Raw genomic sequence first — 25,460 nt, 5'->3', positions numbered from 1 at the left:
AGATTATTATTTGAATAAGTCACTATGTGTACCGGTACGTTCTAATCTTAAAACTTCATCATCCAAATAATAAAGTAACAGCCAATCAGGCTCTATATGACAATCCCAAATATTTTCCATATTAATAATTTTATGTAGCAATATTTGGTAGGGAGTAATAAATGATGTGCGATACCGGCTTTAATATTTTCTACTAATAAATCTGTAACTTTAATTAGCTTTTTAATGTCTTTACCACGTTTATACATAAGTAGTAATTCTTTCTCAAAACGTTTAGTAGAAGTTTGCAGAATCATATTAAATTAAGTTTTTTATACATTCCTTTATATGAAGAATATTTATTAATATTTAAACCTTTTGCTGATTCTTCTAATATTTTTATTGATTCTGTATTTAATTCTTTTTCCTGTTCTATTTTACGGTATATCGCTTCTCTTACAAAATTCATAATAGTATCATTTTTATGTGCAGTATGAACTTTAAGAAAATGATGTAATTCGTTTGGTATATCTATGCTTAGTCTAGTCATATTACATACTTATTTAAGTAATTACTTAAATAAGTATATCATTAAATAAGAAAAATAAAAGTAAAAATATAGAATCTCTAAGAATTATTTATAGTAAATTAAGTAGTATTAGGTGCAATTTATAGGAAATATTTTATTTTTTTAAAGATATAACGAATACCGCTAATGCTAACCCATTTACGGTATGAGATATGTTTTTAAAAAATTAAAAGATGCTGTAGAAATTGCACCTAATACTACTTAATTTACTATAAAATGTACTCCATAAAAGCTTGGCGTGCTTCAGCCTGTCTATTATTATGAAATAAATATCTATTAAAAAAATAGTTTGTTAGAGTTATAGCTTGTTTTTTTTCTTCTAATGTAATCTCGCTATTTTCTGATAGTAAAAATCTTGGTAAAATCAATAATTTATCTTTATAAGGTTTCCCTACTTTATATGATAATGCTCTACCTGATTTAGGTGATACATAGGTTAAATCAGTTGTAACATGACTCACGCCGCACTTGGTAAGATCAAGCTTATAACCCGTCTCGGCAAGTAAAGCTAGCTCAAAATTAATATAATCACGAAAACAAAAATTCTTTGATAAATTATCTAAATAGTTAATTAGAAATGAAAAAAAATTAGAATGTTCTTCTCTTTCATGAAATAACTCTTTGATTAAAGATATAACGGAATTAAAGGCATATAATTTAGCTTTATTTATTATAAAATAACCGGTGTAAGATTTGATGAGTTCACATTTAGCCATGCCGATATGTTCGTGTAGTCTTGCCTGCCAAAGAAAATCTACAATATTCCCTTCCTGATATATAAATTTGCTTTTTTTAGAAGATTCTTTTACAACCCCCGAATATAAACCATGATTTTTAGTAAAAACCGTAATAATAAATGTATTTTCTTTTAAAGGTTTTTTAGCAATTATTACCCCTATATCTTTGATATTCATGGTTTTTATTATTAAATTTTCGTCATTGCGAGGAAAATTACGGAGTAATTGACGCAGCAATCCAGTTAAAAATGCTAATTTTTAGCATTTTTTTAATTATTTTCTGGATTGCTGCGCTCCTTTCAGTCGCTCGCAATGACGACTCGGTATCCGTGCAACAAAGCCGGAAATTTACAATAGTAATTGTACGTACGCAATCTCGGGAAAATTCCTGAGATTGCCACGCTCACTAGCGTTCGCTCGCAATGACGGTTTGATATCCGCACAACAACTCCCTAGCTTCCTCGGAATCCCCTGTATATGCTATATTTTTATACCCTAGTTTGATTGCAGTAAATAAAGCGGCGTGATCCTCTCCTACATTTACGGTAAGATCTAAAACTTTTTCCGGAAATTCTTTACTTAAAGTTTTAAACATGTAATCAATTGCTAGCATACCGTAATATTTTACGCTAGAGGCATGATTTGTTAATATCAGCTGCTCTTCTACACTAGATAAAAAATTACGTGCTTCTTCCAAATTTCTTATTTCATAAACTATACTCATTTAATTATCTTTTTTAGGTCCTTTAAATGTGAGACGGAAGATATAAAGTCATACGTTAAATTTTCAAGTTTAGAGCAGATAATCTTATTAAATCCAAGTTTTACAGCTTCTTTTATTCTTGTTTCTGCTTTTGCGGTTTTTCTTATTTCACCCGATAAGCTTATTTCGCCGAAAAAGACGCTATGTTCGGGTACAGGTTTGCCGGTTGCAGCAGATATTAAGCTTGCTACTACTGCTAAATCAGAAGCAGGATCGGCAATTTTAAGTCCCCCCGCAATGCTTAAATATACCTCATAATTAGCAAGGTTAAGTCCTATCCTACTACTAATAAGCACGGCAAGTATCATTGATAACCTATTAGCATCCCAGCCTACCGCAGAGCGTCTGGGAGTTACCATATTTGAGGGTACTATAAGGGCTTGTACTTCCATAAGTAACGGTCTTGAACCTTCGATTCCTGCAAAAATAGACGTACCTATAACGTTCTGCTCTCGCTTCATTAAAAATAGTTCAGACGGATTTGTTACTTCAATAAGCCCGCTGCCGCTCATCTCAAATACTCCTATTTCGCCTACACCGCCAAAGCGATTTTTATATGAGCGTAAAATACGGAAATGATTATTATGATCTCCCTCAAAATATAGCACGGTATCAACTAAATGTTCAAGTATCTTAGGACCTGCTAGTTGTCCGTCTTTAGTTACATGACAGCTTAATAAAATAATTATATTATTTTGTTTGGCATAATTAACGAGTTCATTTGCACATGTACGAATTTGCGAAACAGTACCTGGAGGTGAGGATAATTCTTTTGTGGTAATTGTTTGAATAGAATCAATCACTACTAAATCAATATTATTCTTATTTGCTTCTATACTTGCAATAATATCTTCCAAATTAGTAGCTGCTAAAATATCGGTATTATAGTTAGTTAGGTTTAGCCTTATGGCTCTTAATTTTATTTGGTCTAACGATTCTTCGCCCGTTATATATAAGCAATTCATCTTTGATGCAAAGTTACTTGCTGCTAGTTGTAGTAACAAAGTAGATTTGCCTATGCCAGGGTCTCCTCCTATTAATATAGCAGAACCAAGCACTAAACCGCCGCCTAGTACTCTATTTAATTCACCTATAGGGGTAGGGATGCGTAACTGCTCGGCTACGTGACCTGAAAGCTTATCGAAATCTTGTTTGCTACCTGTTTTAACAATTGCTTTATTTGAACTTACTATCTCTTCAACAATACTACCCCATACACCGCAATCAAAGCACTGCCCCGACCATTTAGGACTAGTATTTCCACAGTTAGAACATGTATAATGCTTTTTGTCTTTGGTCATGTTTTTATTCGATGATGAGTATATATGAACGTCATTGCAAGCGACTACAAGGAGCGTGGCAATCTCATAAAGTAGGATTCCTGAGATTGCTTCGTCGAAACTTACAGTTTCTCCTCGCAAGGCATTATTGCGTGGACCGGTAAAACCCACTGTGTCAAGCCACGGGGTGACAGAGGTGAAATTGATCCACGCAACAATGCCTCCTTGCAATGACGTTTCTTTAAAACCAATAGCTTACTCTTACCATATAGTTTTTCACGTAAAATTTCAATATTTTTATCTAAAACATAGTCATCTAGTTTAGCCATCTCAATAACTATGATAGTACCGTCTTTAAACCAGTTATTGTTTATAAGCGACTTCATTACTTTAGGCACTATATCTTTATAATAAGGGGGGTCGATAAATACAAGATCAAAAGCTTTATTGGCTTTCGGTAGATTTAAAGCATTAATATTAACGAAATTAACATTATTTTTAATGTTTAGAGATTTAGCAAATCCTTCTGCTATTTTTAATGAGGATGTATCAATATCAATTAAGGTAGCAAAACCTGCTCCTCTTGATAGGCTCTCAAAAGCAAGGCTACCACTACCGGCAAATAAATCAAGTATGTGGGTATTTTCGTTAAATAATTTATTACCGGTAAACTCACCGGAGGTTAATATACTAAATATTGCCTCTTTGAGCTTACCGGTGGAAGGTCGATATTTGATATTTTTAGCGGTAGGTATAATTTGGTTTCTATATTTACCGGATATTATTTTTAACACTTATTTAGTTATATGCTCTTTTGTTGCCCTTGATTTTTTGTTCGACTTTTATTTTTTCAGCAAATCCTTTGCCTTTAGTGTTAGGTTTAAATTTTGCTGCGAATGTATTAGATTTTGTTTGTTGTTTTTCTACAGTTTTATCTTTCTTTTCTTTTATTTCTACTTTTGGCGTTTCTTGGTTTAAATTATTTTGTGCTTGTTTTAAAATATCTTGTTCTTTAGCTTTATCAATATTATTATTTACATTATTTAAATTTTCTTCCCTTTCTTTAGATTTTTCTGTCTCAGCTTTTTGTCTTGCTTGTTGTTTTTCTGTTACTAATTCATCAATATTTTCAGGAGGCGGTGAGATATATTTATCTATACTGCTAGTCAAATTTTCAAATGATTTCTGAAGATTGCGTAAAAGTTTTTGAGTAAGTTTATAAGTTCCGGTAGCGACTAGCCCTCCAGCTAAAATACCTGCTCCTAGAATGACAGTTTTAGTAGCAAGGGCTGTGCCGGTGACTAATAACACAGGCATTGCTACGAAAGGTGCAGCTGCTACTGCAAGCCCCGCTACTACGGCAAGCCCTACTAAAAATTTTTTACTTGCTAAGAAATTTGTTACGCTGCTAATTCCTGATGTAGTACTTTTAGCAATTTTTGTACAAAATTGTCCTACTCCGGTTTTCAGAAACCAACCGCTTTTCTCTCTTGCATGAATTTTATCTTGTAATTTAGCATGTTCGTTAACATTGACAGATGTTTTTTTACCGTCTTTATCTTGATGATCTAAATTCCCTTTAGCCTCACCTTTAGTATCATGCATCTTTGTAGCATCGTCGATTTTTGCTTTATCAAAATCTGCTCCTTCTTTATTAATTCCAGCTAGATTTGCTGCTTTTAGATTCGCTTGTTTTAGATTTGCTTCTTTAAATATAGCCTCGGTTGCTTCCATTGCTTGCATATCAGCATTTTCCAACACTGCTTTAGTGAAATCGGCTTTAGTAAGATCGGCACGCTGCATAATTGCATTTTTAAAGTTAGCTTCCTTAGCATTAATATTTTTAGCAATAGCATCTGAAATATTTAATCCTTCGGCTTCTGCTTTTTCTAAAGTAGCATTACTTAACTTAGCAAATTGTGCAGTTGCATTAGTAAGCGTAGCGTTTGTAAGATCGGCATATTCAAGCTTTGCTTTATCAAGCTTTGCTTTTGTTAAATCAGCGTTCTTAAGTTTAACACGCTGCATTATAGCTTCTCTTAAGTCAGCTTCTTTTAAAGATAATATATTCTCAAATTCAGCATCGCTAAAATAGGCATTCCTTGCAGTTATGCCTTGCATGTTACATTGCTCTTTAAATTTTGCTTCTAATGCATGTGTTTTATTCATAAAAGCATTTTCAAGATCAGTAGAAACGATATTTGCTTGATCTAGAAGTGCATTATTTAAAACTACTCCCTGCATTTGAACTCTTTGCATATCTGCATAAGCAAGCGATATACCGGTAAGATTAGAATTTTTCCATTCTGAATCTTTAATAATTAACTTTTCGGCATCGGCATTAACCATCATAACTGCATTAAATTTGCTATTTGTTACCTCTGCTTCAGATAAATCTACTTTAGGCATGTAAGCTCTCGACATATCACTATTTTCAATTTTGCTATTTTTAAGATCAGCAAAAAGAAATCCTGTGTTACGAGCTGTAACATTTTGAAAAACGGCATTTTGTAAATTAGCTCCTTCAAAATTAGTAAAATCTAAATTACAATTTGAGATTTTAATATTTTCTAAATTAGCTGAAGCAAATAATGTATTCTTCAGGTTAAGATTAGTAAGGGTTTTACCTGATAAATCGATTTCTGAAAGATCAGGGATTATATGTGTATCTTTTGAAAGATTTTTTTGTTTTCTAACAAAATCGGTAAGAGATAATTTTGTGTTAGATTGTTTCGCTGCTTCAGCTAAATATAGATCAAATTCTTGAGAAGTTAATTTTATATATTCTTTCGGTATATCTCGTTCTTTGGCAGTCGAACCTATAACATATGAAGAATCTAGTTTTATTTGTATTTTTTCGTCTTTTAACTGCTCAAAAATATCTGCAAGACCGTTACCGCAGAACATTCTAAGATTATCTAAAGCATATACTTCAGTTTCTAATTTATTTACTTCATGCTGTAACTTATTGATTTTTTCTAGTTCGTTTTGTCGGTTTTGAGCAATAGTTTCTGCGCTATTCCAAAAAGCATTTAAAAGATTAGTAGCAATCCCAGGATTATCTAAGTTTTGCTTTAGAGTTTCTAACTCTTCTTGCTTAGTTTTTAACTCTCTTGATTTAACTGTATGTAAAGTTTCTTCGTCTTCCGTAGCTAGAATATATTTCTTTTTCTTCGTAACTTCATCTACAACTATTTCTTTAATACGTTCTTTTTCTAAATCTTTATCTATATATTTATTTAATCTTTCAAGATTTGAAAAAGATAGTTTTATATCGCGTATTTTATCTTTTAGATTAGGAATTTTGCCCTCATCATTATCTTCATAATTAAAATCTGTATAATGAAGATTTGCTCCCCTAAAGTCGGTACCGATAAATATACAATCATTAAATTTTACATTTGTTAAATTTGAATCACATAATATGGTATTTGTTAAGTCACAATTATTAAATACGGCATCTGTTAGTATTGTACCTTGGAAATTAGCATTTGCTAAATCTGCGTTAATTTCCATATTTTCTAAACTGGTAATGATAATTTTATCATTATCTTCAGCGAAATAATATTTATTTTTGATAAAATCATTTAGTGAGACATTAGGGTTATCTTTTATATAACCAAGATAATCGTTTAAGTCTTTTTCTTCACATTTATATACATTAAGATTTGTCATATGTTTTCTATATGATTAGTTAAAATGCGTTAATAATAACACATTACTAATTATTTTTCCAGTATTTTATTATTTATTTCTTTATAATCTCCGGGTTTTAGATTACCTATTGTAAAACTACCATATTGAATCCTAATTAACTTGTTAACTTTTAGTCCAAAATACTCGAATATTCTTCTAATTTCACGATTTTTCCCTTCAAATAAAACTACTTCAAACCAAGAATTACTCTTATTTTTCTTAAGTAATTTTATTGAATGAGGATTATAAAATATCCCGTCAATTTCTAAATTTTTATAATTGCTTTTTAGTAGAATATCAGACTTCCCATATGCCCTAACATGATATACTCGCTTTAACCTACTTGAGGGTAGCTCAAACTGACGAGCTAAATCGCCGCTATTAGTTAGTAATAACAAACCTTCACTATTTAAATCCAGCCTACCTATTGAAATAACACGAGGTAAACCGGTTAGCTGTTCAAACACCGTTTTACGAGATAAGGGATCTTTGTGAGTGGTAATTAAACCGACAGGCTTGTAATAAATCCAAAGCCTTGGTGTTTGCGATTGATTGATTAATATGCCTGATACTTCAATTTGATTACTAATATCAACATTTGTAGCCGGTGATAAAATTGTAATGCCGTCTACTTTTACCTGCCCTTCAGCTATCAGCTTTTCAGCATCACGCCTAGAACAGATTCCTGCATTACTAATTATTTTGGCTAATCTATGCATTTTTAAATATAGTAAATTTCAATAAGAATATATAAAATACCCTTAAAAAGCAATTATACTAATATCGTTACATATATTTTAACAAAATTATACGAATGTTAATTTTACTTATCAAAACTTTTTATTCTTTAAAATTCTTATCTTCTTTTTTTAGCTGATTTTCTTTTTAGCAAAAATTAAGTCCTTTTCTTTAATCTAAACTTCATTATTATGTAAAAACTTATTGGTTCAATCCTGTTAATTTCAGGTATTTGTATAGGTAGCGGTATGATAGCACTACCCATGGTATTAGCAAAATTAGGTATAATACCTAGTTATTGATGTTTATAATTTGGTTTATAATGTATTATACTTCTTTAATTAACCTAGAGCTTAATCTTCAAGCGGGTCAAGGCTTAACACTTGGGGCATTGGGAAAATATTTTTCAGGACATACTGCTCAAATCATCGGTATGGTAAGCCTTAAGCTCCTTTTATATGCTTTACTTGCAGTATTTATATACGGAGGCTCTTCAATATTACAGAAGTTATTAGCTTTAGATACAAGTATAACTTATATAGGAGCATGGTATGTTATTATTAGCATTCTAATATTATTATTACCTCTAAAGTTAGTAGATTATATAAATCGAGTGCTATTTATCGGATTGCTTATAATAATTGCAATTTTAGTTATTGGACTTGTTTCTATGATTCAGTGGGATAATTTACCTTTATTCTCACCAAATTATAAAGAAATATCTATATGGGGTGTAGTAACTCCGGTAGTTTTTACTTCATTTGGTTTCCAAGTAATCTTCCATACCTTAACTAATTATTGTAACAAAAATGCTAAAGACGGCGTTTTTATTTGGAAGCTTAATTCCTGCAATAGTATATATAATTTGGACTTGTAGTATTCTTATTGTAGTACATCATAATAATACAACATTTTATCAACAAATGATTACAAGTAATGTAGAAGTCGGAGATTTAATTAAGTAATATAGCAAAATGGCAGTCCGTACAATTATTAGTTTAGATAATTTCAACTCTTACTATCGCTACATCGATACTCGGAGTAGGGCTATGTGATTCCCTTAAAACTATGTTTATGAATTCGATACCGAATGTAGTAATTCGTAATATGACCGCTTCTATTGTTACTATATTACCGGCTTATATTGTAGCAGTAGTAGTACCTAATGCTTTTATTACAATTTTAGGATTTGCCGGTATGATTCTTGTAATTATTGCAATTTTATTACCGGTTTATCTGTTATATAAAGCAAAGATAAATAAGTTTTATTATCCTGAATTGCAAAAACAATATCTAATTATTATATGCGTAATTGTCGGAATGCTTATAATGGGATATGAACTTGTTAATCTAGTAACTAGATAACCCCGATTATGGATAAGGAATAGAGAGGAAGGAAGGTTGCAAGAGTTATTAAACCTTATATAAATAGGGCACTGAAGGAGTAAAATAAAGGTTTAATAACATGTGTAAATATACTACAATATTTTGTATAGTAGATAAATTTTGTAAAATTTATGAGAAATGGGTAAAACATCAATTGCTGAAAAGTAATAAGCAAAGATTTAGAGAAGGTAAGCTTTCCTTAAGTGAAGAACTCTCAATAATGATTTTTACCATTTTAGTGCATATAAACATTTAAAAGCTTATTACCAAAACTTTATTATTAATGGTAATTTGTTCAGGAATCCACCTTGTTATGAGAGATTTGTTCAGCTTATTCCTTCATTATTTCTGCCATTGATTGTGATGTTACATTACTTAAGTGGGAAAAGAACGGGAATTTATTATGCAGATTCCACACATTTTGCAGTATGTAAAAATATCAGAATTAATTCTAACAGAACTTTTAATAATCTTGCAAAAATGGGACGTAGTTCTGTCGATTGGTTTTTTGGATTCAAGCTTCATATGATAATCAATGATAAGGGAGAAATTATTGCTGTTAAAATTACCAAAGGTAATGTTGATGACAGAATTGCATTTGAAGCAATGGTTATCAAAAAGGTCTAAAAGGTAAGTGTTATGATGATAAGGGGTTTATTTCAGAAAAAATGTTTACAAAACTTTATAAGCAAGGTTTAATAAAAATTACCGGAATAAGAAAGGATATGAAAAACTATTTATTACCTCTTTTGGATAAAATCCTTTTAAGGAAGAGATTCATTATCGAAACCATTTTTGGCTACATAAAAGAGAATTTTAATATTACTCCTTCCAGACATCGATCACCTATTAATTTTTTTACTTCTCTATTCTCTGCTCTTATTGCTTACCAACTTAAACCTAATAAACCATGTATTTCTTATCCATAATCGGGGTTAAATAAACTATTAAATGTGAACAGGTATTGTTGTGTGGGTTGGTAAAATCTACTGTGTCACCCCGTGGCTTGACCACGGGGTCCATAAAAACAACTTAAAATACTAATAATTTTAGTATTTTAAATTAGATCCCGCATCAAGTCGGCCTTGTTGCATGGATAGGTTTTTCCGTCATTGCGAGAAGAATTACGCAGTAATTCGACGAAGCAATCTCGGGAAAATTCCTGAGATTGCCACGCACTAACGTTTGCTCGCAATGACGACTTGGTATCCACATGAGTAATGCCTGCTCACAATAACGTTAAAGCAATTCTGATTTAATTAGAGTTAAAAGTTCTTTTCTCCAAATTACCAAATTTAGAAAACTGACTATCATAATAAAGCGGAACATTTCCAACCGGTCCGTTACGATGTTTTGCAACAATTATATCGGCAATATTATATACTTTGTTGAGCTTATCTAACCATTCGGCATGTTTAGCATCACCTGCTGCCGGTTCTTTTCTAGTTAAATAATATTCTTCACGGTAAATAAACATTACTATATCAGCATCCTGTTCTATAGTTCCTGATTCTCGAAGATCGGATAGCATAGGTTTTTTATCCTCACGTAGTTCTACCGCTCTTGAGAGCTGAGATAACGCAATAACCGGAATATTTAACTCTTTTGCTATTGCTTTTAAGCCTTGGGTTATTTCTGAAATCTCGCTAACTCTATTTTCGGATTTACTTACTCCTCTAATTAATTGTAAATAATCGATAAATAATATACCGAGATTATGCTTGCGTTTCATTCTTCTAGCTCTTGTTCTTATAGCGGAAATAGATAGAGCAGGGGTATCATCGATAAAAAATTGTAATTCCGATAAAGTATTTGCTTCCTTGCGAAGACGGTTATATTTTTCTTCACCTAGAATCCCCGTACGAAGAGAAGTAGAATCAATTTCTGCACACATTGAAAGTAGACGTGTGGTTAGCTGTTCTGAGGACATTTCTAAAGAGAAAAAACCTACCGACTGAATTTCTTGATTATCTCTAATATTTTTAAGACGCATATTATTACAGGCATTAAGTGCAAGGTTTATAGCGAATGTTGTTTTACCCATCGACGGACGTCCTGCGAGAATTATAAGATCGGAATTATGAAAGCCGAATAATTTATTATCTAGATCAATCAAACCGGTAGATATACCGATTACGTGATCGTTATTTTTCATAGCTCTATTAATGCTAGCAAGGGATTCTGAAATAGATATACCGATTTTGGTAAAACTTTTTTCATTTAAGCCTTCGCTAGCTAAATCGTAAAGCTTAGCTTCGGCATGTTCAATCTGTTCCTTTGCTTCAACTTCTAATGAAGAATTATAGGCATTATTTACTACTTCTTCACCGATATTTATTAAATTACGCTTTATTGCTAAATCATATATTATTTTACCGTAATCAATCGGATTTATTACCATCATTGACATAGTTATCAATTTTGCTAAATATTCCGCTCCTTCTATTCCTTGAAATAGTTCATCTTGAGTTAACATACTACGTAAAGTAATAGGTGTAGCTATCAGCCCTTTTTCAGTAATTTTCTCAATTGCTTCATAGATTTTTTGGTGAATAGGCTCAAAAAAATGTTCATCACGTAAAAATTCCGATACGTAATTTAGTAATTCATTATTGGTTAGAATCGCCCCAAGTAGCATTTGCTCTGCTTGAACATTGGAAGGTAAAACCCTTGGTATAGGAATATCTACTTCTTCGTTAGCAGCTATATTTTTGTCATTATTTATTTTATTACGTGCCATTGTTGTTTGTTAAATTATTATATGGTTTGAAAAAAGAAGCCCTTTATGTTATCCCCACGAGGTATTGTTTCGTGGATACCGAGTCGTCATTGCGAGCAGCCGTAGGCTGCGTGGCAATCTAGGAGAATAATAAAAAAATTCTGTAAATCAGAATTTTTTACTGGATTGCTTCGTCAAAACTTACAGTTTTTCCTCGCAATAACGTTAAAACCGATCCACGCAATAAAACTCAAAACAGAACATTTTATATTATTCATTTGAGTTTTTATAAAGATAATTTACCACACTAATATAGTTTATGAGATGAGTTTGTTATAAATACATCAGACAATAATTAGTTAATTCTACTCTCTGATACAAAAAATTACCAGTAAGAATCTTAGCAAGATTAAAACATAAAAATTATTAATAGATGCACATAAACATGAAGCAACACCAAAGAGAATTATCGATAATATATAAATATTTTTTAAACCAAATTTATCTCCCAACCAATTACTAATTGGAATGGAAATAGAGAGTGCTAAGAGAAAAGCTATACTGATCCAATTTGCATTGATAACAGAAATCCCAAAATGATCAGCAATAGTTGGAAGAGCAACATTAATAATTGTTAGGTCTAATCTATCCAAAAATAAGGTAATAGTATAAATTATAGCAACTATATGTTTATATTGAACACACATTAAATAATTTTATTTATTTCATAAAATTCAGGTATAACATTTTTAGATGGGGGATATTTACTAACAGCACGATGAGTTTTTTAATGTAAGTTTAATAGTAAAGTTGATACTTTATTGCTCATAACTACCCCAGCGTTTAATTAAATTAGTTTCGATATCGAAAAAATCTAAAACTCTAGTAATAGAGTGATTGACTATATCATCTATATTTACAGGGTTATTATAAAAAGCCGGCACAGGCGGTGCTATGATACCGCCGTAACTCGCTACTTTTAGCATATTTTCTAAATGTCCGATATGTAGTGGAGTTTCACGGGTCATTAAAATAAGTTTTCGTCTGTCTTTAAGTACAACTCCTGCCGCTCTACTAATTAAACTATCTTCCATTGAGTGAGCAATACTTGCTAAGGTTTTCATACTACAAGGGGCTATTATCATTCCCAAAGTTTTAAAAGAACCGCTTGAAATAGTAGCACCTAAATCTTTATCGTTATAATAATAATTAGCCAGTAGCTTAACTTCATCTATAGAATATTTAGTTTCGAGCTTTATAGTAAGAGCTGCTCCCTCTGAAATAATCAAATGAGTTTCGATATTTTGCTCCTTTAGTACTTCAAGCAAACGAATACCGTATATTGCTCCTGAAGCTCCGGAAATTCCTATAATAATTTTTTTCATCTAAATTTCTACAATCTATTAAATTTAGTATATAATAAAAAAAAAATTATAAAATACATTATATATGCGAATAGCAAAAATATTATTGCCGGTAGCAAAATTATTTCCGTTAGATTATTTAATATCTGAAGATTTAGAGCTAAATATCGGCGATCTTGTTGTAGTGCCTTTTAGAAATAAAGAATTAACTGGTATAGTATGGGAGCTTGCTTCAAATTCCGAGGCAAAAAAAATAAAAACTATTAGAGCGAAAGTACCGTTAAATTTAAATATTACTTTAGAAGTTTTAGAATTAATTAAATGGATGAGTAGCTACTATATGTCAGAACTTGGGAGCATAGCCAAGTTAGTATTACCTATAGATATTGCTGAAAAACCGATTAAAGTTAAAGAGCAGAAAGTAAATAATAACTTTGTGCTACCTGATTTGTCAGAAGAGCAGAAACAAGCAGTAACAATTTTAAATGAAAGTAATAAGCCTGTGCTTATTAAAGGTGTTACGGGGTCAGGTAAAACGGAAATATATTTTCATCTAATAGCAGATTACTTAGCAAAAGGCAAACAAGTGCTGGTTATGTTGCCTGAAATTGCTTTAAGTACACAAATTATTAATCGATTTATAGAGCGATTCGGTTTTGAACCTATCATATGGAACTCAAACGTTACTAAAGCTCAAAAGAAAATGATTTTAAGAGGCATATTAAGTGATAAAGTTAAAGTAGTAATTGGGGCTAGAAGTAGTTTATTTTTACCTTTTAAAAATCTCGGTTTGGTGGTTATAGATGAAGAGCATGACGATTCCTATAAACAAGATGACGGTATATTATATAATGCTAGGGATACGGCTATCGTAAGAGGTACATTTGATAAAGCACAAATTGTTTTGTGTTCGGCAACACCGTCTATTGAAACGATGTATAATATAGAAATAGGTAAATATCAATTGGTTACATTGGTTAATAGATACAAAAATGTCGATTTGCCGAATATAGAAATAATCGACATGACTAAAGAAAAGCTACCTAAGAATTCATATTTATCTAAGCTTCTTATAGAAGCTATTAAAGATAATTTAGATAATAAAAAGCAAGTATTATTATTCCTTAATAGGCGTGGTTATGCTCCGCTAATGCTCTGCAAAGCTTGCGGTTACAGATTTACCTGCAAATATTGTTCTAGCTGGATGGTAGTACATAAAGCGACTAAAAAACTTGAATGTCACCATTGCGGTTATCAAAGTAAAATTTTTAGTTCTTGTCCTGAATGTCTAGAAGATGAAACATTAACTATTTGTGGTCCAGGTATAGAGAGAATAGAAGAGGAAGCAAAAGCACTCTTTCCTGAGAGTAAAATTGCGGTGATAAGTAAAGATCATGCTAAAAGTCCTGAAAAAATAGCACAGCTTCTACATCAAATGGAAAATTTAGAAATTGATATTTTAATAGGCACACAAATAATAACAAAAGGTTACCATTTCCCGAATCTTACCTTAGTCGGTGTAATAGATGCCGATCTTGGGAGTAATAACGCCGATCTTAGAGCATCTGAGCGAACTTTCCAGCTACTACATCAAGTGGGAGGTAGAGCGGGTAGGGGAGATAGTAAAGGTGTGGTATATTTACAAAGCTATTATCCTGATAATATAATTTTTAGTTATGTTAAGGCCGGTGATGAAGATAGTTTTTTTACAAATGAACTTGAAATAAGAAAATTAGCAGATATGCCGCCATTTTCTAAAACGGCATCGGTAATTTTATCAGGTTCCAGTGAGGCTAAAATTCTAGAAATTGCTAGGGATATGGTCCGAATCGCACCAAAAGCAAACGTGAAAATTTTAGGACCGGCAAGCTCATTAATGTCAAAGCTCGCCGGTAAATATCGTTACCGGATACTCATTATAGCCGATAAGAAATTTAATTTGCAGAAATATTTAAAATTTTGGCTAAGCCTTATAAAAATTCCTTCTTTTTGTCATCTAAAAATAGATATCGATCCTAAAAGTTTTTATTAGCTTCTATATCTTTCTCCTTTATTCTTCGACGGTGGAACATTAGATGAATGAGGAGAAGGATTAGTAAGAGATTTTTGTATTTCTGCTATAGCTTTTTTAGTATTTTGAGTAGAATTTTTTATAGCATCTTTATAAAAAGCAGCTTTAGCTTTATCTCCAGTAAAAGAATATTTTATAAAATTACCAATATTTTTCCAAATAGGATTATTATCCATTTTTGTAGTTTCTTCACACCATTTACCTACCTCTTTCAGTTTTGCTTCAACTTTAACTATAGCAGTTGGATTATGTTTATTATCATCATAAATCTGAATAATATTATTTACTTTTTCTTTAAATTCAATGTGTTTTCTACTTTGTTTCAAATGAGCTATTATATCATCATTGTTTACTAATTTTCTAAGATTATCAATTATATCAGATAATTTAGGTGGTTCAGGTAATTTATAATGTTGATTGCTTTTCTCAAATTTATCTTTGTGTGGATGATTCTTTATTAGATCATCTTCTATAAAAGAAACAAACTCTTTTTGAGGTACTCCTACTTGTTTTATTAGCCGTCCTAATGATTGTTCATAAGCTTTAATAGTAACATCAAGACGCTTCCCTGCCATAGAACCGCTTAATTCTATATAGCGGCTAAATTCTGGAATCAAAGCATCTTTGGTATCAATATTATGATCTTTAAAAAATTTCTCTATTTTCTCTTTTACGGTTAAATTAGATTGTTTTTTAGGTGTTTCTTCCGGTACTTTTGTTTGTTCCGGAGCCGGTTTTGAAAAAATAATAGGCTTTTGGGTTTCAACTTGCGGAGATGGGGTATCGACAAATATATCAAGTGCTTGGGAATGTGTAGTTAAGTCAGTCTGTTTTTTATGTGCCTCGTTCCATGCCTTTATTTGCTCAGAAGTAGGTTTTGGAGGAACAGCCGGTTTTGTATTTTTTGGTGGGTTATTTGACATATTTGATTTTTTTTCCCACTCTTTTATTCTATCTTTTACTGATTTTGGAATATTACCTTGTGCCATATTAAGCTCCTAATTTACATATTTTTATATTTTTATTAGTTTGCTTAAATTTTTTATAAATTGCAAGCAAAATTTCTTTTTGTAATGCAATATTTTTACTATAAGATAGTTAGGTTATATATTAGAATCCAAGTTATTAACTAAAATGAGATATGAATTTTATGTACCCCCATATTAGACTTAGAAGAAATAGAAAAGTTTTTTGGCTTAGAGAATTAATAGCTGAAAATAATTTATCAATTAGTGATTTAGTGTTGCCTTTATTTATTGTTGAAGGACATAATGAAAGGCAAGAAATTAAGACTATGCCCGGTATATATCGTTTATCGATTGATCAAATAGTAGAAACGGCAAAAGAAGCAGCAGAGCTTGGTATTAATGCTATTGCATTATTTCCTAGTATTGATCAAAGTCTAAAAAGCGAAAATGCCGACGAGGCTTATAATTTAGATAATTTGATATGTAGAACTATTAGAAGCATCAAAAACGCTAATATTGATATCGGTATAATATGCGATGTAGCACTTGATCCTTATACTACACATGGTCATGACGGTATTGTGTATCACGGGGAAGTTGATAATGATAAATCAGTAAGAGCCTTGTGTAATCAAGCATTAGTACTAGCAAAAGCCGGAGTAGATATTGTTGCACCTTCTGATATGATGGATGGAAGAATCGGGGCAATAAGGGAATATATTGACAAAGAGGGGTTTATAAATGTTGGAATTCTTGCTTATGCCGCTAAATATGCTTCAAGCTTTTACGGTCCGTTTCGTGAGGCAGTTAGAAGCACTCAAAAGAATTATTTAGATAAATCAAGCTATCAAATGGATGTGCGTAATATTAAGGAAGCAATGCTTGAGATTGAGCATGATATAGCAGAGGGAGCCGATATGGTTATGGTGAAGCCTGGTATGCCGTTTTTGGATGTTATTCGTGAAGCGGCAAATAATTTTAATGCTAAAATTTTTGCATATCAGGTTAGCGGAGAATATGCAATGTTAAAATTTGCAGCAGAAGCAGGGGCGATTGATTGGGAGAGAGCTTTGATGGAGTCATTAATTAGTTTTAAACGTGTCGGTGCAACAGGTATATTTACCTATGCAGCTCTTGAAGTAGCTGAAATATTAAAGAACAAATAAAATTAAGTAGAAAACGGCTTCTATCCTTGATAAAAAATAAATAATATGTTTTATAATTATATCAAAATTATCAATATAAAGAGGCGAGGATGACTCAAAATAAGAAATCAGTATTTAAAGGTTGGAATTTTTTAAAGCCTAAAGGAGGCGGAGCTAATGAAGTAGGAGAGCATGGCGGCGTATATCAAAGCTCAGACGGTAAAATTACGGCGATGATAAAAAAAGAGGCTTCAAGCTCAAAAAATATAGCCGAGTTTTTAGGATCTCAAATTTTTGAAGCTATAAGTCCCGGAAATGGAGCAAAGGTTAATTTAATTGCTCCTGATGATTTTAATAAATCTAAAGCTGTTGATTCGCAAATATATGTCAAATCTGAATTTTTTGAGAATTATAGTAGCGATATGTATGTGGACATGGATAAACATATGTCTGCTAAAACTAAACCGAGTTCTTGGTTTAGAAAGGACGGCGGTAGACCGCTTTTTATGGGGGCTAGAAATAAATTATTTAGAACCTTAGAAAATGCTTTTAAGGAAATTAAGTATCAGAACTTTGAAAACATTATGCCGGCAAGTTTATTGATCGGCGATTTTGATATACATGTTGGAAATATAGGAGTTATCAGAGATCAAAAAAATCCAAAAACTTTACCTAAATTAGTAAGAATTGATTTTGCCGGTAGTTTTGATAATTTAACAAATAATATCTATCCGCATTCAAGAGCCAAACATTTGCCTGGATTCGGTCCCACTAACCATTTTAGAGAATTTCCTTCTAATTTAAGAACAAAAAATCCTAATTTTGCCGATAGCTTACTTGCAGTTTCTAAAATTGATTTAAGCAAAACTATTGATAAAAGTTTTGATGAATTAACTAAATATTATAGTAATGAAGCAATTGCAGAATTTGCAAAACAAGCGATGCCAAAGAAATTTAATAATAAAAAATCTAAAGAAATAACGCCTGAAGAAATTAAGGCTAGTTTAATAGATACAATGAAAAAAAGGCAAGAATCCTTAAAGGAATACGGCTTAGAAATTAAAGTAAATAGTTTAATTTCTAAAAAATATAGTTTTCCTTATTACGAAGTGAAAGAGCAAGGATTAAAAACATTAATGAAAGAATATCCTGATTATTTTGAGAAAATTCTTAATTATGAAGAAAGAAAAAAAGGGGGACAAAAACTTAAATTAAGAAATAAAGTTACTACTAATTTTGTAAGAATTTTAGAAATACTTGGTATTAGAGATAGTGCGAAAAAACATTTAATAAAGACAATAAAAAGTTTAAATGAAGATATTAAAGATGAAAGAAATTTAGCTGATTCTTCTGATAAAATAAAGAAAGAATCAAAACAAAAATCAGTAAAGACAAATATAGACGCAAACAGAGAATATGTAGACGCTCTAGAAAAATTCAAAAAAGAAGTCGGAACGGATGATATTGTTAGTGTTACTCCAAGTCAATTAGGTCTAGCTAAAAAAGCTAAACAGAAAGACCAAGATTTATTAAAATTAGATGAAGAAGATCTAAAACATATAAAGAATCTAAAAGAAAAGGTTGTGAAGCCTACTAAAACTACTGCGGCTAGTGTTGTTAATAAAAAGTCTACACCATCTAAAACGAGATAATAAATGAACCAAGCAACAAGAAGCCTACAACTAAGTAATTAATCAGTAAAAGCCCATATTGCATAGGAAGCTTAATTATCTCAATCTTTTTAGAAAAATACAGGGCTTTTACTACTTTAAGATAATAAAAAGCAGCAACTACGCTGGTAAAAATACCACAATAAGCTAATGCGAATTCTTCTTGATTAATTGCTTGGTAAAAAAGGTAATATTTACCGAAAAATCCTGTAAGAGGAGGGATTCCAATCATTGAAAACATAACTATGCTAATTACGGTAGCTATAGTTTTATGGTTCTCTGCAATTCCTTGTATAGTTTTAAAACTAGCTTTATCGGTGTCTTTACCGAGCAGCATGATTAAGCAAGTAAAAAATCCTATACTTCCTACCGCATATATTAGAATATATAGTAAAGCTGCTTTATATCCTTCTTGATTATGCAGAAGAACGCCGATTAATACATAACCGATATTTAAAATAGTACTATAAGCCATTAATCTTTTTAGAGAAGTTTGACGAATAGCTCCAAAAGCTCCAAACAGCATAGATAATATAGCAATTATCTTTATTAAATTATAATTAATAGGGTAGTAGTTACCTATGATTAATTTGCTGATATTTAATAAAACAATAACCATACCTATTTTTGAGGCAGCGGTGAAATAAGTAACCGAAGTAATCGGCGATCCTTCATATACGTCAGGGACCCAAAAATGAAGTGGAACGCTTGAGAGTTTAAAGAAAATACTACTTAAAAATAATACAATACCGATTATTAAACCAAGATCCATCCCAGAATTATCATTTAGTTTATATAAGATATCCTCAAATTGTAGGCTTCCGCCGAATCCGTATATAAAAGAAATACCGAATAATGATAAACAACTAACTAAACTACCTAAGATAAAATATTTTAAAGCACCTTCCGATGATTTAATATCATTTAATTTGAATCCTGCAAGTGCATATGAAGTTAAAGCAGTAAGCTCCATACCGCAGAATAATAATAGAAAATTCCGTGATGAAATTGCAACAAAAATACCTACGACCGATAATAACATTAAAGTAATAAATTCAAACTTTAATTCCTCAGCAACAAGAATAGAGTAATCACGGTATATAATCATGGAGATAATAGTGAATAGTAGCACTATGCTTTTACTAATACCGATATTTATTTCGGTAGCAAATGAGTGCCATACTCCTTCATAGCTTGAGTACTTAAAGGTAAGAAAAATTGATAATATGCATAATAAAATAATGATATTAGAAATAATTCTATTTTTATTTGGTATAATTACGGCAAAAAACTGCCCTAAAAGTGCTATTAAAGTCAAAGTTATTTCAGGAAGTAGCAGTAGCATATAAAACTAATATTATTTATGGAAATATAGATATTAGTAAATAAATCATTTTTTATCAACAAACTTATATATAATATTGAACTTTAATAAAAAAGATAAAAGAGTTACTTAGTAAAGAATCGGCTAATAAGAATGATAAAGATGATTCAGAAAAAATAAAAAGAATCATAGATATAATAAATACCGAAAAAGAAGAAAATAATAAGATTAATCTAGTACATAAGGAATTAGGTAAAAATAATATAGAAGAAATAAAAGATATAATTGAATCAATAAACAGAATCCAAGCAGATATAGGGAAAATATTATTATTAGGCGGTGCAGGAGTTGGAAAAACAACGTTATTGCATAATATATCCTATAAATGGGGGAAAGGGCAGTTGTGGAATGATAAGTTTGATTATGTATTTAGAGTTAAGTTAAAAGAGCTATTAAATGAAAGTTGGAGCAGAGAATATGAACCTAGTGAGTTACGTCAAGATAAAGTTGGTTGTTTCATTCATTACTGTTTAACGCATAGTGCAAAATTTTCAAAATCAGAAAAAATACAACTACTGAAAGATATATTAAGTATTGAGGAAAAACAAAAAGATAAGGTTTTATTGTTGCTAGACGGTTATGATGAAGTAGCACATTTAAATATGTCTAATAGAAATGATTTTCAAGACATAATAGATGAAGTATCAGAATATAAAAATGTAATAATGAGTTCTAGACCTAATGCGGTTGTAGAGGAGATGAGTAGTCAGTTTGAGCGGAAAGTAGAAAACACAGGCTGGGATATGGAGGGAATAGAGAAATATATAAATAAAAATTTTGAGAATGATAAGGATAAAGAGTTTGGAGTGCAGTTAAAAAGCTTTTTAGCAGTTAATAACCAAATAAAAGAGATATGTGAAGTTCCTATCAATACGGCATTAATATGTTTAGTTTGGGAAGATAAAGACATACGATATAAATTTCAAAAAAATAACCAAGAAGATTTTAATATAAGTCAGTTATATCATGAAGTAGTAATATGGCTTGGAAAAAATATTTTCAGAAATTTGAAAATGAAAGAATAGTAAATTACCGACGGACAAATATTATCTACACCTGAATTGCAGTTCTTACAAGAAATAGCTTTTGAAGCTTTGGTAAATACAGGGAAGCTAGTAACACATCAATTAAAAGTTAGACGATAAGAATTTCAAAACTCTTAATATAGAAAAAATAAATAAGCTTGGATTGCTTAAAGCAGAAGGAACAGGCGAAAGCATAATAAATCTAAATCATCAATTTATTCATTTAACATTTCAAGAATATCTAGCTGCATGTTATTTAAAAAATCAGTTAGCAGATAATAATACAAAATACAAAACAGCAAGTTTTATCGGGGAGCATAGAAACGAGCCAAAATATCTAATGACTCTGAAGTTTTTAGCAGGGATAGTAAATAATGATAGTAATCAAGAATTAACAGAAATATTTTGGGAAGCTGTAACATGTAATGTTGACGGAATATTAGAGCTAGAGATTGAAAGAAAGATTATATTATTAATGCACCTACTAACTCAAAGCAAAATCAATGGGAAATTTGATAACAGAATACTGAATTTAAAACAAATCCAAAATTTAATAGACGATACCGTATTAAAAGATATTACAATTTGGGAACAACATATAATAGAAAGCGGATATTTATCAGAAGACATAATTAAAACAGTAAATGAGAAATTACAACAGAAAAACTCTAAACTTCAAGAATTAAAAGCAGCTATAGAAATAATCACAGACTTAACAAATAAAAATGTATGGGGTAGTAAAACAAAAATTTATGAAAGATTAATCGGTTTATTAAAAGTTGATGGTACGCAATTACAGCAAATAGTACTACAAAAATTAGTACAAATATTAGATGAGACGATAATACGAAAAAGCATAGGAGAGATAGTATCATTATTGGATACTTGGGTATTAAATGAATATGTAAATATAACATTGATCAAAATAATTAATGTTCCTGACTTAAATAAAAAAGTATTGAATCATGTAAAAAAATTGGATGATAAGCTTTTAATTGTTGAAAGTTTAGTCGGTATAGTAAAGGCACTACCTGGTTTAACCCCGATTATGGATAAGAAATACATGGTTTATTAGGTTTAAGTTGGTAAGCAATAAGAGCAGAGAATAGAGAAGTAAAGAAATTAATAGGTGATCGATGTCTGGAAGGAGTAATATTAAAATGTAAAAGTAAAGAATTGATCTGACAGTTAAGGATTGTTGGGTACGAAGAAAAAAGATAAGATAGTACCTGGCAAGTTTTAACAACCTACTAAAAAGGAGACTGTCAGATGACAACATATCAAGAAAAAATCATAAAGCCAAGAATCGGTTTATTAAAACTCGCTGAACAATTAGGGAATGTATCACAAGCTTGCAAAGTAATGGGTTATAGCAGGGATACATTTTATCGTTACAAAGAGCTCCATGATCAAGGTGGGGAGGGGGGAAGCTCTATATGAGATGACTAGACGTAAAGCTTGCATTAAGAATCGTGTGCCCGCAAATATAGAGGATGCTGTAGTTAATATAGCTGTTGAATTTCCAGCATTTGGTCAGGAACGTGCTGCTAATGAATTACGCAAGAGTGGGATAATCATTTCTGGTGGCGGAGTTAGATCTGTGTGGTTACGTCATGATTTAGAAAGTTTCAAAAAACGTCTAAAAGCTCTAGAGACTAAAGTAGCAAATGATGGTATTGTTTTAAGTGATAATCAACTTGCTGTTCTTGAAAAAGTTAAAAACCAACGTGAAGCTAGTGGTGAAATAGAAACTATGCACCCTGGCTACCTTGGTTCACAAGATACTTACTATGTTGGTAATATTAAAGGCATAGGCCGTATTTATCAGCAAACTTTTGTCGATACCTATTGAGGAGTAGCTATTTGTAAACTCTATACCGAAAAGACGGCTATTACAGCTGCAGACCACTTAAATGATAAGGTTATTCCATTCTTTGCAAACCATGATATCCCTCTGCTTAGAATATTAACTGATAGAGGTACGGAATATTGTGGAAAACCAGAAAACCATGCTTACCAACTATATCTTGGCATTGAGAATATCGATCATTCCAAAACTAAAGCATATAGTCCTCAAACCAACGGTATCTGTGAGCGTTTCCATAAAACTATGCAGGAAGAGTGCTATCACATTCTATTCCGCAAAAAATTTTATAATTCACTTGATGAATTGCAAACAGATATAGATAACTGGCTTGTGAGTTACAATAATGCAAGACCTCATTCCGGTAAACATTGCTTTGGTAAAACACCAATGCAATCTTTTACAGATTCACTTTATATTGCTAAAGATAAAAATATTGGTAATATTGGTAATATAGATAAAAATATTGGTAATATAGAGAGAATATCAGACAATTTGATGATTGCCCATCAAGCTGCCTGATTACTCAACTCTGTCAGATTAAGTCGTAACTTGTACATTTTAATATTACTCCTTTCATACATCGATCACCTATTAATTTCTTTACTTCTCTATTCTCTGCTCTTATTGCTTACCAACTTAAACCTAATAAACCATGTATTTCTTATCCATAATCGGGGTTACTTAAGGTTACTGTATAATATTCTGTAAAATGGCCTTTAAATATAATTCTATAGAATGTTGCATAATAAATTTGATTGGATAGATTAGTCTATCTTTCTAGCAATGATACTGTAGTTGTGCTGAGATTAAACCCCTTACTGCATCATAATAACCTTGTATATAGTCTACATACTAGCCCCTCATGCATACTAACTATGACATTCATATCTTGTCCTTTTTGTCTCACTTAATATCTCATTGTTAATTTAAAATACATTTTATTAATGCGAAACTCGCGTTAATAAAAGAAAATTACCTGAACACAAAAAATCTTATTATAACACCCCTTAAAATCGCTAATTTAGCATTGTGAACTTTGTTACTAAGGTGGTATTAAAAAATTTTATAAAAACATCTGTAATATTTTACGATAAAGAACGAATAAAGTCTTCTTCAAGACCAGTGACACTAGAAATGAAAGAAAAATTACAACCTTGAGATAGCATTTTTTTTGCTATTTCTACTCTTTCTTCAGCTTTTCCTTTCATTTGACCAATTTGAATCCCCTCAGCTTTTCCTTTTTCAATGCCTTGAATTATGCCATGCTGAATGCCCTCATCTATGTATTTTTGTGCTATTGTTCTCATAATATTATCTTTTTCCTCTGTTGATAAATGCTTAACTATTATTTGTTCTAATTCTTGCTGCTTCTCTTCAGAGATCTTAGCATCAGTATACCATAAAAACGATCTTAAGTAAATATATCCTGATTCCTTATCCATTATTAAACTTGGTTTAAATCTAGTTAAAAACTCATCCCATAGTTTTAGCATATCCCTTTGGTATATGTGCTTTAAAAAATACTCCATCATCCCAAGATGCTTCTTCTTTGCTATCTCATCATCAGACTGACTTTGCAAATCTACTAGTTGATAATCTTTCATCATTAGTTTCTTTGCTTGCTCTGGTTTTGTAAATAATTCCCAGAAATTTCTTGGTGCACTATATACTTCATAACCATTATATATTAACAATGGACAAATTAATGGTAATTTCTCTTTATTTGTCATGTGACGTTCACATAGAAGCAGCATATATTTCCATAATCTTAATGCTATCCAATAATCACAAGTAGATTGAGCCTCTATTAGTACATAGACAAATGCTTCTTTTTGATCTCTAGTTTTTACCGAATAAATTATATCACTATATTTTCTTTTTAAATCATCTTCGATAAACGACTCTTTTTCTACTGTTATTTCTCTTAAATCTATTAAATCCTTAAAATCTGAGGGCAAATAATGTTCTAAAAATTCCTGGGCTGCTATCTTCTCAGTTAGAATATTCTTTACTAAAGCATCATGTTTTAATTTTTTTGCCATATAACTTTTATTATGTGATTCGTATCGCAGTACTACT

Annotated in this window: 23 protein-coding genes and 3 pseudogenes; 10 read left to right on the top strand and 16 right to left on the bottom strand. The window is 31.1% G+C overall.

The annotated features are described in order from the left end of the window. Positions 1 to 6 precede the first annotated feature (6 nt). The 9 genes from RMONA_RS08740 to RMONA_RS06025 form a co-directional block, all read right to left on the bottom strand. A complete protein-coding gene (locus RMONA_RS08740) occupies positions 7 to 120 on the bottom strand; it encodes a type II toxin-antitoxin system mRNA interferase toxin, RelE/StbE family (RefSeq protein WP_084686706.1) in 114 nt (37 codons plus the stop codon). Beyond that, positions 93 to 296 carry a type II toxin-antitoxin system RelE/ParE family toxin gene (locus tag RMONA_RS09700; RefSeq protein WP_023508108.1) on the bottom strand — a complete coding sequence of 68 codons (204 nt, stop codon included), beginning with the start codon at positions 294 to 296 and terminating at the stop codon, positions 93 to 95. Before RMONA_RS09700 ends, RMONA_RS08740 begins: the two co-directional genes overlap by 28 nt. Then, positions 293 to 529, bottom strand: coding sequence for a hypothetical protein (locus tag RMONA_RS06055; RefSeq protein WP_023508109.1), 237 nt, complete (start codon positions 527 to 529; stop codon positions 293 to 295). The genes RMONA_RS09700 and RMONA_RS06055 overlap by 4 nt, the downstream gene beginning before the upstream one ends. A 248-nt stretch (positions 530 to 777) precedes the next feature. Then, complete coding sequence (recO, locus tag RMONA_RS06050) at positions 778 to 1,482, bottom strand: DNA repair protein RecO (RefSeq protein ID WP_046058402.1); 705 nt, start codon at positions 1,480 to 1,482, stop codon at positions 778 to 780. Between the two features lie 229 nt (positions 1,483 to 1,711). Continuing rightward, complete coding sequence (locus RMONA_RS06045; protein WP_023508111.1) at positions 1,712 to 2,029, bottom strand: hypothetical protein; 318 nt, start codon at positions 2,027 to 2,029, stop codon at positions 1,712 to 1,714. Continuing rightward, positions 2,026 to 3,369, bottom strand: coding sequence for a DNA repair protein RadA (radA, locus tag RMONA_RS06040; protein ID WP_037231724.1), 1,344 nt, complete (start codon positions 3,367 to 3,369; stop codon positions 2,026 to 2,028). The genes RMONA_RS06045 and radA overlap by 4 nt, the downstream gene beginning before the upstream one ends. A 101-nt stretch (positions 3,370 to 3,470) precedes the next feature. Further along, complete coding sequence (rsmD, locus tag RMONA_RS06035) at positions 3,471 to 4,142, bottom strand: 16S rRNA (guanine(966)-N(2))-methyltransferase RsmD (RefSeq protein WP_023508113.1); 672 nt, start codon at positions 4,140 to 4,142, stop codon at positions 3,471 to 3,473. A 4-nt stretch (positions 4,143 to 4,146) separates the two neighbouring features. Next, positions 4,147 to 7,023: a pentapeptide repeat-containing protein gene (locus RMONA_RS06030; RefSeq protein WP_023508114.1), complete on the bottom strand. Its 2,877-nt coding sequence runs from the start codon at positions 7,021 to 7,023 to the stop codon at positions 4,147 to 4,149. A 50-nt stretch (positions 7,024 to 7,073) separates the two neighbouring features. Next, on the bottom strand, positions 7,074 to 7,763 hold the full coding sequence (locus RMONA_RS06025) for a pseudouridine synthase (RefSeq protein WP_023508115.1): 690 nt from the start codon (positions 7,761 to 7,763) through the stop codon (positions 7,074 to 7,076). A 267-nt stretch (positions 7,764 to 8,030) separates the two neighbouring features. Between RMONA_RS06025 and RMONA_RS06020 the strand changes: the two are divergent. From RMONA_RS06020 to RMONA_RS10990, 4 genes and pseudogenes are all read left to right on the top strand, one after another. Next, positions 8,031 to 8,659, top strand: a pseudogene (locus tag RMONA_RS06020) (aromatic amino acid transport family protein). Positions 8,660 to 8,850: 191 nt separating this feature from the next. Further along, positions 8,851 to 9,042 (top strand): annotated as a pseudogene (locus RMONA_RS10545) (aromatic amino acid transport family protein); the annotation flags it as partial. A 489-nt stretch (positions 9,043 to 9,531) separates the two neighbouring features. Further along, entirely contained in the window at positions 9,532 to 9,795 is a 264-nt protein-coding gene (locus RMONA_RS10995) for a transposase (RefSeq protein ID WP_023507103.1), read from the top strand. Positions 9,796 to 9,836: 41 nt separating this feature from the next. After that, the gene (locus RMONA_RS10990) at positions 9,837 to 10,097 is read left to right on the top strand and encodes a transposase (RefSeq protein ID WP_023507102.1); all 261 of its coding nucleotides are present in this window, start codon (positions 9,837 to 9,839) and stop codon (positions 10,095 to 10,097) included. Here the strand turns inward: RMONA_RS10990 and RMONA_RS10985 are convergent. From RMONA_RS10985 to RMONA_RS05995, 4 genes are all read right to left on the bottom strand, one after another. Next, positions 10,069 to 10,191: a hypothetical protein gene (locus tag RMONA_RS10985; protein WP_277914365.1), complete on the bottom strand. Its 123-nt coding sequence runs from the start codon at positions 10,189 to 10,191 to the stop codon at positions 10,069 to 10,071. The two genes, RMONA_RS10990 and RMONA_RS10985, sit on opposite strands and share 29 nt — an antisense overlap. Positions 10,192 to 10,423: 232 nt before the next feature. Beyond that, positions 10,424 to 11,908 (bottom strand): replicative DNA helicase, encoded by a 1,485-nt coding sequence (locus RMONA_RS06005; RefSeq protein ID WP_008580185.1) that lies wholly within the window; start codon positions 11,906 to 11,908, stop codon positions 10,424 to 10,426. Positions 11,909 to 12,252: 344 nt separating this feature from the next. Further along, positions 12,253 to 12,594 carry an MFS transporter gene (locus tag RMONA_RS11550; protein ID WP_023508118.1) on the bottom strand — a complete coding sequence of 114 codons (342 nt, stop codon included), beginning with the start codon at positions 12,592 to 12,594 and terminating at the stop codon, positions 12,253 to 12,255. Positions 12,595 to 12,705: 111 nt separating this feature from the next. Beyond that, on the bottom strand, positions 12,706 to 13,272 hold the full coding sequence (locus RMONA_RS05995; protein WP_023508119.1) for a UbiX family flavin prenyltransferase: 567 nt from the start codon (positions 13,270 to 13,272) through the stop codon (positions 12,706 to 12,708). Between the two features lie 64 nt (positions 13,273 to 13,336). On the opposite strand from RMONA_RS05995, the gene RMONA_RS05990 reads away from it, so the two are divergent. Continuing rightward, positions 13,337 to 15,283, top strand: a complete 1,947-nt coding sequence (locus tag RMONA_RS05990) for a primosomal protein N' (RefSeq protein ID WP_023508120.1) — start codon at positions 13,337 to 13,339, stop codon at positions 15,281 to 15,283. Here the strand turns inward: RMONA_RS05990 and RMONA_RS05985 are convergent. After that, entirely contained in the window at positions 15,280 to 16,311 is a 1,032-nt protein-coding gene (locus tag RMONA_RS05985; RefSeq protein ID WP_023508121.1) for a hypothetical protein, read from the bottom strand. The two genes, RMONA_RS05990 and RMONA_RS05985, sit on opposite strands and share 4 nt — an antisense overlap. A gap of 161 nt (positions 16,312 to 16,472) precedes the next feature. Here RMONA_RS05985 and hemB point away from each other — a divergent pair, with 161 nt between their 5' ends. Continuing rightward, positions 16,473 to 17,456 carry a porphobilinogen synthase gene (gene hemB / locus RMONA_RS05980; protein ID WP_023508122.1) on the top strand — a complete coding sequence of 328 codons (984 nt, stop codon included), beginning with the start codon at positions 16,473 to 16,475 and terminating at the stop codon, positions 17,454 to 17,456. Between the two features lie 89 nt (positions 17,457 to 17,545). Further along, a complete protein-coding gene (locus RMONA_RS05975) occupies positions 17,546 to 19,087 on the top strand; it encodes a hypothetical protein (protein ID WP_023508123.1) in 1,542 nt (513 codons plus the stop codon). On the opposite strand, the gene nuoN is transcribed toward RMONA_RS05975, so the two are convergent. Continuing rightward, on the bottom strand, positions 19,074 to 20,450 hold the full coding sequence (gene nuoN, locus RMONA_RS05970; RefSeq protein WP_023508124.1) for an NADH-quinone oxidoreductase subunit NuoN: 1,377 nt from the start codon (positions 20,448 to 20,450) through the stop codon (positions 19,074 to 19,076). The two genes, RMONA_RS05975 and nuoN, sit on opposite strands and share 14 nt — an antisense overlap. 344 nt (positions 20,451 to 20,794) lie before the next feature. Between nuoN and RMONA_RS05965 the strand changes: the two genes are divergently transcribed. The 3 genes and pseudogenes from RMONA_RS05965 to RMONA_RS05950 all read left to right on the top strand — a co-directional run bounded on the left by RMONA_RS05965 (position 20,795) and on the right by RMONA_RS05950 (position 23,900). Further along, complete coding sequence (locus RMONA_RS05965; RefSeq protein ID WP_023508125.1) at positions 20,795 to 21,514, top strand: NACHT domain-containing protein; 720 nt, start codon at positions 20,795 to 20,797, stop codon at positions 21,512 to 21,514. A gap of 163 nt (positions 21,515 to 21,677) precedes the next feature. Continuing rightward, positions 21,678 to 22,589, top strand: a complete 912-nt coding sequence (locus RMONA_RS10535; protein ID WP_023508126.1) for a hypothetical protein — start codon at positions 21,678 to 21,680, stop codon at positions 22,587 to 22,589. A gap of 194 nt (positions 22,590 to 22,783) precedes the next feature. Next, a pseudogene (locus RMONA_RS05950) lies at positions 22,784 to 23,900 on the top strand (IS481 family transposase). A 566-nt stretch (positions 23,901 to 24,466) separates the two neighbouring features. On the opposite strand, the gene RMONA_RS05945 reads toward RMONA_RS05950, so the two are convergent. After that, positions 24,467 to 25,423, bottom strand: a complete 957-nt coding sequence (locus RMONA_RS05945) for an Rpn family recombination-promoting nuclease/putative transposase (RefSeq protein ID WP_023508127.1) — start codon at positions 25,421 to 25,423, stop codon at positions 24,467 to 24,469. Positions 25,424 to 25,460: the final 37 nt, after the last annotated feature.

It is taken from the genome of Rickettsia monacensis (assembly GCF_000499665.2).
In the GTDB taxonomy this organism is placed as follows: Bacteria; Pseudomonadota; Alphaproteobacteria; order Rickettsiales; family Rickettsiaceae; genus Rickettsia; species Rickettsia tamurae.
The sequence above is the reverse complement of the archived record's forward strand: the minus strand, read 5'-3'. Positions and strand labels throughout refer to the sequence as shown.